The sequence below is a fragment of the Providencia sp. PROV119 genome, from assembly GCF_028482435.1.
In the GTDB taxonomy this organism is placed as follows: Bacteria; Pseudomonadota; Gammaproteobacteria; order Enterobacterales; family Enterobacteriaceae; genus Providencia; species Providencia stuartii.
Genome location: NZ_JAMPQL010000040.1, coordinates 1 through 12,328, shown reverse-complemented (window position 1 = coordinate 12,328; position 12,328 = coordinate 1). Strand labels below are relative to the sequence as shown.

Below are 12,328 nucleotides of genomic sequence, written 5' to 3'. Positions count from 1 at the left end.
AGCGGACCCTGGTCAGGTTCCGCGAAGGTGGGCGCAGACATGCTGGGCTCGTCAGGATCAAACTGCACTATGAGGCGGCGGTTCATACCGCGCCAGGGGAGCGAATGGACAGCGAGGAGCCTCCGAACGTTCGGGTCGCCTGCTCGGGTGATATCGACGAGGTTGTGCGGCTGATGCACGACGCTGCGGCGTGGATGTCCGCCAAGGGAACGCCCGCCTGGGACGTCGCGCGGATCGACCGGACATTCGCGGAGACCTTCGTCCTGAGATCCGAGCTCCTAGTCGCGAGTTGCAGCGACGGCATCGTCGGCTGTTGCACCTTGTCGGCCGAGGATCCCGAGTTCTGGCCCGACGCCCTCAAGGGGGAGGCCGCATATCTGCACAAGCTCGCGGTGCGACGGACACATGCGGGCCGGGGTGTCAGCTCCGCGCTGATCGAGGCTTGCCGCCATGCCGCGCGAACGCAGGGGTGCGCCAAGCTGCGGCTCGACTGCCACCCGAACCTGCGTGGCCTATACGAGCGGCTCGGATTCACCCACGTCGACACTTTCAATCCCGGCTGGGATCCAACCTTCATCGCAGAACGCCTAGAACTCGAAATCTAACGTCCGTTCGGGCATCGAGGTCCATGTCGGGGTGGGACGGGCCCGTGGCTTCAAGATCACTTGCAGTCCGACCGCGATGTCTTGGTTGCGCGAGAGGTTGTCGATATCTGTTGATTTGCACCCAAATTTGACCCGGGATTTGCATTGAATTTTGACCCACCCCTTGTTGTCAGAATTATGTCTCGATTTTCAGTTTGCGGGTCTGTTTTTCCTCCTGCTTATTCTGAGTTGAACTGTGTTTGAAGCGGTAACTTTCATTGCCGGTTTCCAGGATGTGGCAGTGGTGGGTTAGTCGGTCCAACAACGCTGTTGTCATCTTTTCATCGCCAAACACTCGGCTCCATTCCGAGAAGCTCAAGTTGGTGGTCAGTATCACGCTGGTTTTTTCGTACAGCTTTGAGAGCAGGTGAAACAGCAGTGCCCCACCGGTTTGGCTAAAAGGCAAATATCCCAGCTCATCCAGAATCACCAAATCGGCATACAACAGACGGTTTGCGATTTGTCCCTGACGCCCAGATGATTTCTCTTGCTCCAGTGCATTGACCAAATCCACGGTGGAGAAGAAACGCACCCGTCGGTTCAAGTGCATCACTGCTTGTGTACCAATGGCTGTGGCCAGGTGAGTCTTGCCTGTGCCTGGCCCACCAATCAGCACCACGTTCTGGGCTTGTTCCATGAAGTCGCACCGGTGCAATTGTTTGACCGTGGCCTCATTAACCAGGCTTTGACTGAAGTCAAAGCCCACCAAGTCCCGATACACGGGGAACTTGGCCACCCGCAATTGATAGTTCACCGAACGTACTTCACGCTCTGCCACTTCAGCTTTAATCAAGCTGTCCAGCATGGGCAAGGCTTGATTAAATGCTGGTGAATTCTGATTGCCCAACTCCTCAATGGCGTGTGCCATGCCAAAGAGTTTCAAGGATTTGAGGATTCTCACATGGCCTTCATGCTGCATCATGGGCTCTCCTTAAACTGTCATAGCGGTTCACGTTGGCCTGTGGTTCCAATGTCAGCCTTAACCCCTTGGGAATTGGAATCGGTTTGGGTGGAGGTTCTTCGGTCAAACGTCCCAACAGATTAAGCACATGCTCCTTCGATGGCTTGCCACACTCCAATGCCAATTCCACAGCACTGAGTACCGCACCTTCATCGTGGTGCAATACAAGGGCCAGAATTTCCACCATGTCACGGTCACCGCCGGGGCGTTGCAGCAAGATGGATTGAAGCTTCTTGAACGCGGGTGGCAATTCAGCAAATGGCGCACCATTGCGCAACGCCCCAGGTTTCTTCTGAAGCACAGACAAGTAATGGTGCCAGTCGTATTGTGTGTGGCCACGCCGAGCGTGGCCACTGCCAAACAATCTTGGATGCTCGGCAATGTGTTGGCCTTCGGCAGCCATCACCAGCTTGTCTGCATAAATCCGAAGGCTGATGGCCCTGTTGGCGTAACTGGCAGGAACGCTGTAGCGATTGCCCTCGTGGTGAACAAGGCAGGTTGAAGTGACTCGCTTGGTTTGCTCCACGAATGCATCAAAGGCATTGGGTAGCGCCATCAACTCGCCTTGTTCATCGGCAAAGGCCTCTTGCACGGTTTGGTCCAATTCGGGGTGGCGCAGCTCAGACCACAGCGCTTTGCAGCGATGCTCAAGCCACACATTCAAATCAGCAAGGCTTTGAAAGTCTGGTGCCCCTTGCCACAGGCGTTGGCGGGAATCCTGCACGTTCTTCTCAATCTGGCCTTTCTCCCAACCCGATGCTGGATTACAGAACTGCGCATCAAACAGGTAGTGGCTGACCATGGCAGTGAACCGCTGATTGACCCTGCGCTCTTTGCCACGCCCCACCGAATCCACAGCGGTCTTCATGTTGTCGTAGATGCCGCGCTTGGGAATGCCACCGAAGATTTGAAAGGCATGCCAGTGGGCATCAAACAGCATTTCATGTTTTTGCTGGTAGTAAGCCCGAAGCACAAAGGCCCGGCTGTGGGCCAACTTAAACTGGGCAATCTGAAGTTTGACCTGTTTGCCCGCTATGCGGGCAAAGTCCTCACTCCAATCGAATTGGAAGGCTTCGCCACAAGCAAAGCGCAAGGGGATGAAACAACCCTTGCCCGAGGTTTGCGCCTTGAACTGTTCGGAATCTTTCCACTGTCGGGCAAAGGCACACACTCGGTCATAAGACCCGGTAAAGCCCAAAGCGACCAAATCCCGGTACATGCTGCGCAGGTTTCTGCGCAGCTTCTTTGTCTTTTTGTGCTCGGTGGAGAGCCACTGCCTTAACTTGGGCTCAAAAGGACTTAACTTGCCAACGCTGTCTCGCGCTGGGTACTGCGGTTCAACCACCTTGCTTTGCAAATACTTGCGAACGGTGTTCCTGGACAGGCCGCTTCGTCGGGCTATTTCCCGAATCGACGCACCATCGCGAAAATGCCAGCGTCGAATTGCGCTCAATATCGCCACGTTTATCACTCCTTGATTTCTCCCGCCATATCCAGACGGGAAACAGTGTCATACGTGGGTCAAATTTCGACGCAAATCTTTACCCTAAGTTGGGGTGCGGACAAAATCTTGGACTACTTTAGGAGTAGTTCATGTATTCGTATGAAGATCGCCTTCGAGCCGTGAGGTTGTACCTGAAGCTTGGGCGCCGGATGAGCGCCACACTACGGCAGCTGGGATACCCCACCAAGAACTCGCTGAAGGCCTGGTTGGCAGAATTCGAACGGAATCAGGATCTTCGCCGAGGCTATCAACGGATAAAACGGCAGTACACCGATGAGCAAAAGCAACGGGCAGTAGATCACTATATCGAACAAGGCTACTGCCTGAGTCACACAATCCGAAGCCTGGGCTACCCAAGCCGCGAGGCCTTGCGTGCCTGGATCCGTGATTTACGCCCTGAATTCGCTAGGACGGTCGTCGGCAGCAGCGCTCCCACAGTCGCCCGCTCTCGCCTCGAGAAGCAGCAAGCCGTCATTGCACTGAACCTGCGCGTAGGTTCGGCAAAGGATGTGGCCGACACTGTCGGTGTATCGCGACCAACGTTGTATAACTGGCAGCATCGATTACTTGGCAAAGTGCCCCTAAAACCCATGACAAAGAAGAAAGGTGACACCTCGCTCGAGCAGCGGCATGAGGCACTACTCAGGGAACTGGCCGAACTGGAGAGCCAGAACCAGCGGCTTCGCATGGAGAATGCAATTCTGGAGAAGGCGAGTGAATTGATAAAAAAAGACATGGGCATCAACCCCCTCGAACTGACAAGCCGAGAAAAAACGAAGGTGGTTGATGCCCTCAGAGTCACGTTTCCATTAGCCAATCTGTTGTGCGGCCTGAAGCTGGCGCGCAGCACATACTTCTATCAACGCCTGCGGCAGACGCGGCCCGACAAGTACACGCAGGTGCGTGAGGTCATTCGGACTATCTTCGAGGACAACTACCGCTGCTATGGCTATCGACGCATTGATAGTGCCTTGCGCCTTGGTGGCATGCGTGTGTCCGAGAAGGTCGTGCGTCGCTTGATGGCGCAAGAGCGTCTGGTCGTGAGAACACCGCGCCGCCGGCGCTTCTCGGCGTATGCTGGCGACCCGACACCAGCGGTCCCGAATCTGCTGAATCGCGACTTTCACGCGTCGGCGCCGAATACGAAATGGTTGACCGATCTGACGGAAATACACATTCCGGCAGGGAAGGTCTACGTCTCGCCGATCGTCGATTGCTTCGATGGGCTGGTGGTGGCCTGGAATATCGGCACCAGCCCGGATGCGAACCTGGTCAATACCATGCTGGATCACGCGGTACGGACACTGCGACCCGGTGAGCATCCGGTTATCCATTCGGACAGGGGCTCGCATTATCGCTGGCCTGCGTGGATCCGCCGCACTGAAAATGCCCAATTAACGCGGTCGATGTCCAAAAAGGGCTGCTCGCCAGACAATGCTGCATGCGAGGGCTTTTTCGGACGATTGAAGACCGAACTAATCTACCCGAGGAATTGGCAGCACGTGACGCTGAAAGACCTCATGACGCGAATCGATGCCTATATCCACTGGTACAACGAGCGCCGCATCAAAGTGTCGCTTGGCGGGCGTAGTCCCATCGAGTATCGTCATGCGGTCGGATTGATGTCCGTATAAACCGTCCAAGAAATCGTCCGCACCCCCAGTGGGTCAATTTTAGATGCAACTCAACAGGCCATGCTGAGTGTGCGATGGTTGATCGCTTCCTCGCCGCTCTCCACGGCGACGATGGCCGCCGCCATCAGCAAGTGCGCCAGTTCCCCTATGGTGCCCTCGCTGCGTGTGAGCAGGTAGCGAGCCATGTCCAGCGTGGCAATTGGGGAAGGCCGGCGCAGCGGGAGCGAAGCGGCGAAGCTGGCCAGCAGTGAGCAGCAATCGTCGTTGGCCTCCCATACCGGCAGCATCATCGGCTCGAAGCGATTTTCCAACTGGTCATCGGAGCGGATGGCTAGGTAGGCGTCGCGCGTGCCTACCCCAACCAACGGGATGCGCAGTTCGTTGCCGAGGAAGCGCAGCAGGTTGAGGAATTCCCGGCGGTTGACGCTGTTGCCGGCCAGCACGTTGTGCAGCTCGTCGATCACCAGCATGCGCACGCCGACCTTGCGCAGCAGTGCCAGAGCCAGTTGCTCCATTTCCGGCAACCGTGGGCGTGGGCGCAGCGGCGCGCCCATCGCGGCGAGCAGCGCGACGTAGAAGCGGATCACGGACGGCTCGGACGGCATCTGCACGACCAACACCGGGATGTGCTCCTGGTCGGCGTCGGAGCTGGCCGGGTGGGTGCGGCGGAACTTCTCGACGATCATCGACTTGCCATTGTTGGTCGGGCCAACCAGCAGCAGGTTGGGCATGCGTTGCTTGTTTGGCCACGCATAAAGGGCTTCCAGCCGGTTCAGCGCCTCGACTGCGCGCGGATAGCCGATCCAGCGGTCGGCGCGAAGGCGCTGGATGCGCTCGTCCGCCGGAAGACGGGCCAAGCCCTGGGCCGCCGGCAGCAGGTGGGACAGGTCGATGATGGGATATTCGTCCACGGCTACCACTCCTCAATCTGGTCGAACGGTTTGGCGGGTGGCAAGTTGTCTGCCTGCGGGTCGGCAATATCCGTATCCGGCGGAACGGGCTTGTCCGGCCGAGCTGATGTCTTGAGGTGCTGGCGGCGATCCGCGTCACGCCGCGCCTTGCGTGTGGCCTTCTGCGCGCTGGTCACAATCTCACGCATCTGGCCGATCATGCGGAACAGCGCCGACTCATCCACCTGTTCGCGCCCTTGCTGCCGCAGTTTCGCCAGCGCCTGCCGTTGTTCCCAGAGGGTGACAGCCGGATGCGACAAGGTACGGTAGGGAATTTCCAGGTAATGCTGTCCCTCCGGTTCCAGGACCCAGATACGGCTGATGTCGCGCGGATCGCGCCGGATCAGAAAGGACGGCCAGCGTTCACGCCGCGCAATCCACGGCTTGAGCGCATCGGCGGGCACTGTTGCAAAGTTAGCGATGAGGCAGCCTTTTGTCTTATTCAAAGGCCTTACATTTCAAAAACTCTGCTTACCAGGCGCATTTCGCCCAGGGGATCACCATAATAAAATGCTGAGGCCTGGCCTTTGCGTAGTGCACGCATCACCTCAATACCTTTGATGGTGGCGTAAGCCGTCTTCATGGATTTAAATCCCAGCGTGGCGCCGATTATCCGTTTCAGTTTGCCATGATCGCATTCAATCACGTTGTTCCGGTACTTAATCTGTCGGTGTTCAACGTCAGACGGGCACCGGCCTTCGCGTTTGAGCAGAGCAAGCGCGCGACCATAGGCGGGCGCTTTATCCGTGTTGATGAATCGCGGGATCTGCCACTTCTTCACGTTGTTGAGGATTTTACCCAGAAACCGGTATGCAGCTTTGCTGTTACGACGGGAGGAGAGATAAAAATCGACAGTGCGGCCCCGGCTGTCGACGGCCCGGTACAGATACGCCCAGCGGCCATTGACCTTCACGTAGGTTTCATCCATGTGCCACGGGCAAAGATCGGAAGGGTTACGCCAGTACCAGCGCAGCCGTTTTTCCATTTCAGGCGCATAACGCTGAACCCAGCGGTAAATCGTGGAGTGATCGACATTCACTCCGCGTTCAGCCAGCATCTCCTGCAGCTCACGGTAACTGATGCCGTATTTGCAGTACCAGCGTACGGCCCACAGAATGATGTCACGCTGAAAATGCCGGCCTTTGAATGGGTTCATGTGCAGCTCCATCAGCAAAAGGGGATGATAAGTTTATCACCACCGACTATTTGCAACAGTGCCCCCAATGCGCTGTCCAGTCATGGAATTCCCTGCAAAATGTCAGGGAAGACTCTATGACCTTCAACGAGATATGTCAATAAATTCAAAATTCAATCCTATCCTGACGCAATTTACACATGGCATCTGACATCAGGTTAGGGTATGCCTCAGTCTGACAGTGATGAGTCGCAGGCGTTCGGATCGGCATCGGTTTCGCTCCCGGTCTTGGCGCGCGCCTGGAAGCGCTGATAGCACTCCAGCCCGCAGAAGTGCTCGACGTATTCCGCGCCTTCCGGGGTGAAGGCGGCATCGAGCGGGATTTCCTTGCAGCACACGCAGCAACTGGTGGCAGTCGGATCATTTGCATTCATGGTGGCACCCCTCCATTGACTGACGAAGACGGCGAATGCCGCCGCCGGCATCGGCTTGGCGAACAGGAAGCCTTGTCCTGTGTCGCAGTCCGCTTGTCGCAACAAATCAAGACTCGCCGATGTTTCCACGCCTTCGGCCACTACTTCCATGCCAAGCCCATGCGCAAGCTGAATCACGGTGCGCACGATGGTCTGGTCGCGGTGGTCGTTGGCGAGTCCGGCGACAAACGATTGGTCGATCTTGAGCGTGCTGATGGGGCAGCATTTCAGGTGTTGCAGGCAGGAATAGCCGGTGCCGAAGTCGTCGGCGGCGAAGCGCACACCGATCTGTCGCAAAGCTTCCAGGGCGGGGAAGATCGCCGGATCACCGAACGCAACCGATTCGGTCAGCTCAATTTCAAGATACGCGGCGGGCAACCCGGCATCGGCCAGCACGCCCTTTACCCACTTGTCGAAATCTGGCCCCACTTGGCTCGCCGAAACATTGACGGCCAGCCGGAACGGTTGCCATGCCAGCACCCGCCAGTCGCGCATTTGACGGCAGGCTGCGCCCAGCACCCATGCGCCGATTTCCGGCATCAGGCCGGACGATTCGATCACGGGCAGGAACTGGCCCGGCGGCAACAGTCCGAGCGTCGGATGACGCCAGCGCAACAGGGCTTCCGCGCCGACAATCTGCTCACTGCGCAAATCGACAATCGGCTGGTAGTGCAGCTCAAGCTGCCCGCGCTCGACCGCCTGCGCCAGTTGCGCCACTGTCCATTCAATTGGCTGGGAAGCGCTCATGATCGACCTCTGAAGGCCCGCAGCAGCCGCGTCACAGACAGGACAAACAAGCCGGTCAGCGTGAGGGCTGCAATACCCCAGTGCTCGCCGATGAACGCGCCGGCCGTCGTGCCGGCCAGCACAATGGCGAGAATCGGCAAATGACAGGGACAGGTGAGCACCGCCAGCGCACCCCACAGGTAGCCGGTGAACGGCTTGTGTGTCTCGGCCGGCATGCGCTCGGGGCTGTTCATGGCAAACTCTCCGCATGCTGTGCCGGCGCGGTCGGCATGGCGGCCAACTGCACTTCCAGATTGGCCAACGCTTCGCGCCGGCGTTCGACGAACTGACGCAGCACAGCAAGCTGCGCGGCAGTTTCATCGCAGTTCGCCGCATCCAGCGCCCGGCACAGCCGCGCCAATGCGCCGAGGCCGATGCCCGCCTCGAAGGCGGCCCGCACGAAGCACAGTCGCTGCAAGGCGGCGTCATCGAACAGGCCGTAGCCACCCGTGGTGCAGGCGACTGGCCGCAGCAATCCGCGCAGCAGGTAGTCGCGCACGATATGCACGCTCACCCCGGCATCAAGGGCCAGCCGGGACACCGTGTAGGCGTTCATCGAACACCTCCTTTTGGTCGGTTCACGGCAATGCATATACCGTTTCGCCGAGTTCAATCCGCGCGCTGCGAATCCGATGCCGGTGCCGTAGAACATTGGGTCGATATCCGATCACGGTGTCCTAGATGACATGGTCTGCAACAGATGTCGATTAAACTCCTGGCCCAAGCCGAAAGCCTCGTGGACACTGACGATCGCCAATCCTTCCAATCCTTGATGCTTGGAGGCCCAGTCTTCCGCCGTCGGGACAGATGCAAAGAAATGTACATGGCAACAGAAGGACTGACGAACGTCGGCTGCTTCCTGCGGCAATACCAAGGACACCGCCATGCCGGCAGGTTCGACAGCCTGTATCTCGCTGGGTGAAACCGTGAGTGAAACGGGTGCTCCGGTTGCAGCGCAATGCGATGAGACGCGAGCTGTACGGCCGATCAGCGCCGGAAATATCAAGGTGTCCAGCGCGCACCAGGCATACAGACGGCGGTCGTCAATTTCAAAGACATACGAAGTCTCGCGCAAGGTGAGGCCGTAGCCGATGATGTTCCCATCTTTGTCATATTCGGTACTGGTGGCCTGTTCGAGTACGGCGGCCACTCGCTCAGCGGGCCAGTCGAGAATCCCGGCAAGTGTCGTTCGTGAAACCGGACGCCCCTTGGCGAGTTCCCGCAGTAGCGGGACCAAGAGATCCGCAGTACCATTGGTACGATTGACCGAAGTGAGACGTTCTAAAATATATGGGGCGAGCTTCATGGTTCCATCTCCTTTCATCCTGCGCAGCAGGACAATTGTTTGACATCCTTGGTGAAGGTCTGCGCCGCGAGCTTCAGCCCCTCGACCATCGTCAGGTAGGGGAACAACTGGTCGGCCAGTTCCTGCACCGTCATGCGGTTGCGAATGGCGAGAACAGCCGTCTGGATCAATTCGCCGGCTTCCGGGGCGACGACCTGCACGCCGATGAGCCGTCCGCTACCTTCCTCGATGACCAGCTTGATAAAGCCGCGTGTGTCGAAGTTGGCAAGCGCACGCGGCACGTTGTCGAGCGTGAGCGTGCGACTGTCGGTTTCGATCCCGTCGTGATGCGCTTCCGCTTCGCTGTAGCCCACGGTTGCTACTTGCGGATCGGTGAACACCACGGCCGGCATCGCGGTTAGATTGATGGCAGCATCCCCTCCGGTCATGTTGATCGCGGCACGGGTGCCGGCCGCTGCCGCCACATAGACGAATTGTGGCTGGTCCGTGCAGTCGCCGGCCGCGTAAATGTGTGGCGTGCTGGTGCGCATGCCCTTGTCGATGACGATGGCACCCTGCGCATTGACGGTGACTCCCGCCGCGTCGAGTGCCAGGCTGCGCGTGTTCGGTGTCCGTCCGGTAGCGACCAGCAGCTTGTCGGCACGTACTTCACCGTGTCCCGTGGTCAGCACGAATTCGCCGTTCACATGCGCGACCTGGCTGGCTTGCGTGTGTTCCAGTACCTTGATCCCTTCGGCACGGAAGGCCGCTGTGACGGCCTCGCCGATGGACGGGTCGTCGCGGAAGAACAGCGTGTTGCGAGCTAGGATCGTGACCTGGCTGCCCAGCCGGGCGAAGGCTTGCGCCAGTTCCAGCGCGACCACCGACGAGCCGATCACGGCTAGGCGTTCGGGAATGGTGTCGCTGACCAAGGCCTCGGTCGAAGTCCAGTAGGGTGACTCTTTCAGGCCCGGAATCGGCGGCATGGCCGGACTGGCACCCGTGGCGACCAGGCAGCGGTCGAACATCACGACGCGCTCACCACCCTCGTTCAAACTAACGATAAGGCTCTGGTCGTCCTTGAAACGCGCTTCACCGTGCAGAACGGTGATGGCTGAATTGCCGTCCAGGATGCCTTCGTACTTGGCATGACGGAGTTCTTCGACACGGGCCTGCTGCTGGGCCAGCAGCCGCTCGCGCAAGATCGTCGGCGGTGTGGGTGGCATGCCGCCGTCGAATGGGCTTTCCCGGCGCAGATGGGCGATGTGGGCGGCGCGGATCATGATCTTGGACGGCACACAACCGACGTTGACGCAGGTGCCGCCGATGGTGCCGCGCTCAATCAGCGTGACCTGCGCGCCTTGCTCGACGGCCTTCAGTGCTGCCGCCATCGCGGCTCCACCGCTGCCGATCACGGCGACTTGCAACGGGCGCTCGCCGCCGCTGCCCTTGTCGGCGGCACCCATCCAGCCGCGCACCTTGTCGAACAGCCCAGTGCGGTTGTCGGTCGGCGGGGCATCGGCGAGCATCGCTTTGTAGCCCAGGCCAGCCACGGCGGCGGTCAGTGCGTCCGGCGCTGTGCCTGGATCAAGGGCGAGCTGGGCCGCGCCCTTGGCATAGGACACTATGGCAGATTGGACGCCGGGTACTTTTTCCAGCGCTTCCTTGACGTGCGCCGCGCACGAGTCGCAGGTCATGCCGGTGATTTTTAGATGGGTCATGCGACAGATCCTTTTTCGTTTGTGGTAGCAGACAAGGGCGTCAGATGTGCTGCGCTGCCGTTTTCAGTGCCTCACTTCTTGACGCTGGACGGATAGCCCGCGTCTTCGGTGGCCTTGGTCAGCTTCTGCACGCTGGTCTTGGCATCATCGAAGGTGACAACCGCTTCGCGTGTCTCGAAGGTCACGTTAACTTTGCTGACGCCTTCGACCTTGGAAATCGCCTTCTTAACGGTGATCGGACAAGCGGAGCAGGTCATGCCCGGTACGGACAGCGTGACGGTCTGGGTGGCGGCCCACACGGGGGCAACAACGGCAGCGATGGCGAGAGAGGCAAACAGTTTTTTCATGATGAACTCCTGTGATTAATAGAAAAATGGCATGACGTAGGGAAATCCGAGCGCGACCAGAACCAGCGCGGCCACGACCCAGAAAATGAGCTTGTAAGTAGCGCGCACTTGGGGAATCGCACACACATCCCCTGGTTTGCAGGCTTGCGCCGGTCGGTAGATGCGCCGCCAGGCGAAAAACAGCGCCACCAACGCCGCGCCGATGAAGATCGGGCGATAAGGTTCCAACACCGTCAAGTTGCCGATCCAAGCGCCGCTGAACCCCAGGGCGATCAGAACCAGCGGCCCCAGGCAGCAAGCCGAGGCGAGGATGGCGGCTAGCCCGCCAGTGAAGAGCGCCCCGCGCCCGTTTTGAGGTTCAGACATACGCTTGTCCTTTCAAATCTGGATTGGATAGCTTAAGCTTACTTCCGTACCAATGTACGGAGTCAAGCGATATGGAAAAAAATTTGGAGAATCTGACTATTGGCGTTTTCGCCAAGGCGGCCGGGGTCAACGTGGAAACAATCCGGTTCTATCAGCGCAAGGGCTTGTTGCCGGAGCCGGACAAGCCCTATGGCAGCATCCGCCGCTATGGCGAGGCGGATGTGACGCGGGTGCGCTTCGTGAAATCAGCCCAGCGGCTCGGATTCAGCCTCGACGAGATCGCAGAGCTGCTGAGGCTGGATGACGGCACCCACTGCGAGGAAGCCAGCAGCCTGGCCGAGCACAAGCTTCAGGACGTGCGCGAAAAAATGACCGACCTGGCGCGCATGGAAACCGTGCTATCCGAACTTGTGTTCGCCTGCCATGCGCGGCAAGGGAACGTTTCTTGCCCGCTGATTGCTTCGCTGCAAGGGGAGAAAGAGCCGCGTGGTGCCGACGCGGTGTAGCCGAGGGTAGTTACGC

Annotated in this window: 15 protein-coding genes and 1 pseudogene; 3 read left to right on the top strand and 13 right to left on the bottom strand. The window is 58.8% G+C overall.

Features of this window, described 5'->3' with window-relative positions:
- Positions 1–104: 104 nt before the first annotated feature.
- Entirely contained in the window at positions 105–605 is a 501-nt protein-coding gene (locus tag PSF11_RS20845) for a GNAT family N-acetyltransferase (protein ID WP_000376623.1), read from the top strand.
- Positions 606–780: 175 nt separating this feature from the next.
- Here the strand turns inward: PSF11_RS20845 and istB are convergent, their stop codons facing one another.
- Together istB and istA are read right to left on the bottom strand one after the other, a co-directional pair.
- Positions 781–1,566 carry an IS21-like element IS1326 family helper ATPase IstB gene (gene istB, locus PSF11_RS20840; protein ID WP_000983249.1) on the bottom strand — a complete coding sequence of 262 codons (786 nt, stop codon included), beginning with the start codon at positions 1,564–1,566 and terminating at the stop codon, positions 781–783.
- Positions 1,553–3,076: an IS21-like element IS1326 family transposase gene (istA, locus tag PSF11_RS20835; protein ID WP_001324342.1), complete on the bottom strand. Its 1,524-nt coding sequence runs from the start codon at positions 3,074–3,076 to the stop codon at positions 1,553–1,555. Before istA ends, istB begins: the two co-directional genes overlap by 14 nt.
- A 122-nt stretch (positions 3,077–3,198) precedes the next feature.
- On the opposite strand from istA, the gene PSF11_RS20830 reads away from it, so the two are divergent.
- Positions 3,199–4,743, top strand: coding sequence for an IS3 family transposase (locus tag PSF11_RS20830; RefSeq protein ID WP_000287615.1), 1,545 nt, complete (start codon positions 3,199–3,201; stop codon positions 4,741–4,743).
- 50 nt (positions 4,744–4,793) lie between these two features.
- On the opposite strand, the gene PSF11_RS20825 is transcribed toward PSF11_RS20830, so the two are convergent.
- From PSF11_RS20825 to PSF11_RS20775, 11 genes and pseudogenes are all read right to left on the bottom strand, one after another.
- Positions 4,794–5,654, bottom strand: a complete 861-nt coding sequence (locus PSF11_RS20825) for a TniB family NTP-binding protein (RefSeq protein ID WP_000344784.1) — start codon at positions 5,652–5,654, stop codon at positions 4,794–4,796.
- Positions 5,655–5,656: 2 nt separating this feature from the next.
- Positions 5,657–6,139 carry a Mu transposase C-terminal domain-containing protein gene (locus PSF11_RS20820; RefSeq protein WP_001044207.1) on the bottom strand — a complete coding sequence of 161 codons (483 nt, stop codon included), beginning with the start codon at positions 6,137–6,139 and terminating at the stop codon, positions 5,657–5,659.
- 5 nt (positions 6,140–6,144) lie between these two features.
- Positions 6,145–6,849, bottom strand: a complete 705-nt coding sequence (locus PSF11_RS20815) for an IS6-like element IS26 family transposase (protein WP_001067855.1) — start codon at positions 6,847–6,849, stop codon at positions 6,145–6,147.
- A gap of 209 nt (positions 6,850–7,058) precedes the next feature.
- The gene (locus tag PSF11_RS20810; RefSeq protein ID WP_024198696.1) at positions 7,059–7,262 is read right to left on the bottom strand and encodes a DUF3330 domain-containing protein; all 204 of its coding nucleotides are present in this window, start codon (positions 7,260–7,262) and stop codon (positions 7,059–7,061) included.
- Between the two features lie 111 nt (positions 7,263–7,373).
- Positions 7,374–8,009, bottom strand: a pseudogene (locus PSF11_RS20805) (putative bifunctional diguanylate cyclase/phosphodiesterase); the annotation flags it as partial.
- Between the two features lie 35 nt (positions 8,010–8,044).
- Positions 8,045–8,281, bottom strand: coding sequence for a broad-spectrum mercury transporter MerE (gene merE, locus PSF11_RS20800; protein ID WP_001087810.1), 237 nt, complete (start codon positions 8,279–8,281; stop codon positions 8,045–8,047).
- On the bottom strand, positions 8,278–8,643 hold the full coding sequence (merD, locus tag PSF11_RS20795; RefSeq protein ID WP_000995361.1) for a mercury resistance co-regulator MerD: 366 nt from the start codon (positions 8,641–8,643) through the stop codon (positions 8,278–8,280). Before merD ends, merE begins: the two co-directional genes overlap by 4 nt.
- A gap of 111 nt (positions 8,644–8,754) precedes the next feature.
- Positions 8,755–9,393 (bottom strand): organomercurial lyase MerB, encoded by a 639-nt coding sequence (merB, locus tag PSF11_RS20790; RefSeq protein ID WP_000761850.1) that lies wholly within the window; start codon positions 9,391–9,393, stop codon positions 8,755–8,757.
- Positions 9,394–9,407: 14 nt separating this feature from the next.
- A complete protein-coding gene (gene merA, locus PSF11_RS20785) occupies positions 9,408–11,093 on the bottom strand; it encodes a mercury(II) reductase (RefSeq protein WP_000149288.1) in 1,686 nt (561 codons plus the stop codon).
- A 71-nt stretch (positions 11,094–11,164) separates the two neighbouring features.
- On the bottom strand, positions 11,165–11,440 hold the full coding sequence (merP, locus tag PSF11_RS20780) for a mercury resistance system periplasmic binding protein MerP (protein ID WP_000732290.1): 276 nt from the start codon (positions 11,438–11,440) through the stop codon (positions 11,165–11,167).
- Between the two features lie 15 nt (positions 11,441–11,455).
- Entirely contained in the window at positions 11,456–11,806 is a 351-nt protein-coding gene (locus PSF11_RS20775; RefSeq protein WP_001294666.1) for a mercuric transport protein MerT, read from the bottom strand.
- A 71-nt stretch (positions 11,807–11,877) separates the two neighbouring features.
- Between PSF11_RS20775 and PSF11_RS20770 the strand changes: the two genes are divergently transcribed.
- Entirely contained in the window at positions 11,878–12,312 is a 435-nt protein-coding gene (locus PSF11_RS20770) for a mercury resistance transcriptional regulator MerR (protein WP_000414383.1), read from the top strand.
- Positions 12,313–12,328: the final 16 nt, after the last annotated feature.

Excerpts from the sequence above, each read along its gene's own strand:
- PSF11_RS20775 (WP_001294666.1), bottom strand. The coding sequence starts at position 11,806 with ATGTCTGAACCTCAAAACGGGCGCGGGGCGCTCTTCACTGGCGGGCTA.
- merP (WP_000732290.1), bottom strand. The coding sequence starts at position 11,440 with ATGAAAAAACTGTTTGCCTCTCTCGCCATCGCTGCCGTTGTTGCCCCC.
- PSF11_RS20770 (WP_000414383.1), top strand. The coding sequence starts at position 11,878 with ATGGAAAAAAATTTGGAGAATCTGACTATTGGCGTTTTCGCCAAGGCG.
- PSF11_RS20815 (WP_001067855.1), bottom strand. The coding sequence starts at position 6,849 with ATGAACCCATTCAAAGGCCGGCATTTTCAGCGTGACATCATTCTGTGG.
- PSF11_RS20810 (WP_024198696.1), bottom strand. The coding sequence starts at position 7,262 with ATGAATGCAAATGATCCGACTGCCACCAGTTGCTGCGTGTGCTGCAAG.
- merB (WP_000761850.1), bottom strand. The coding sequence starts at position 9,393 with ATGAAGCTCGCCCCATATATTTTAGAACGTCTCACTTCGGTCAATCGT.
- PSF11_RS20845 (WP_000376623.1), top strand. The coding sequence starts at position 105 with ATGGACAGCGAGGAGCCTCCGAACGTTCGGGTCGCCTGCTCGGGTGAT.
- istB (WP_000983249.1), bottom strand. The coding sequence starts at position 1,566 with ATGATGCAGCATGAAGGCCATGTGAGAATCCTCAAATCCTTGAAACTC.
- merD (WP_000995361.1), bottom strand. The coding sequence starts at position 8,643 with ATGAACGCCTACACGGTGTCCCGGCTGGCCCTTGATGCCGGGGTGAGC.
- merA (WP_000149288.1), bottom strand. The coding sequence starts at position 11,093 with ATGACCCATCTAAAAATCACCGGCATGACCTGCGACTCGTGCGCGGCG.
- PSF11_RS20830 (WP_000287615.1), top strand. The coding sequence starts at position 3,199 with ATGTATTCGTATGAAGATCGCCTTCGAGCCGTGAGGTTGTACCTGAAG.
- merE (WP_001087810.1), bottom strand. The coding sequence starts at position 8,281 with ATGAACAGCCCCGAGCGCATGCCGGCCGAGACACACAAGCCGTTCACC.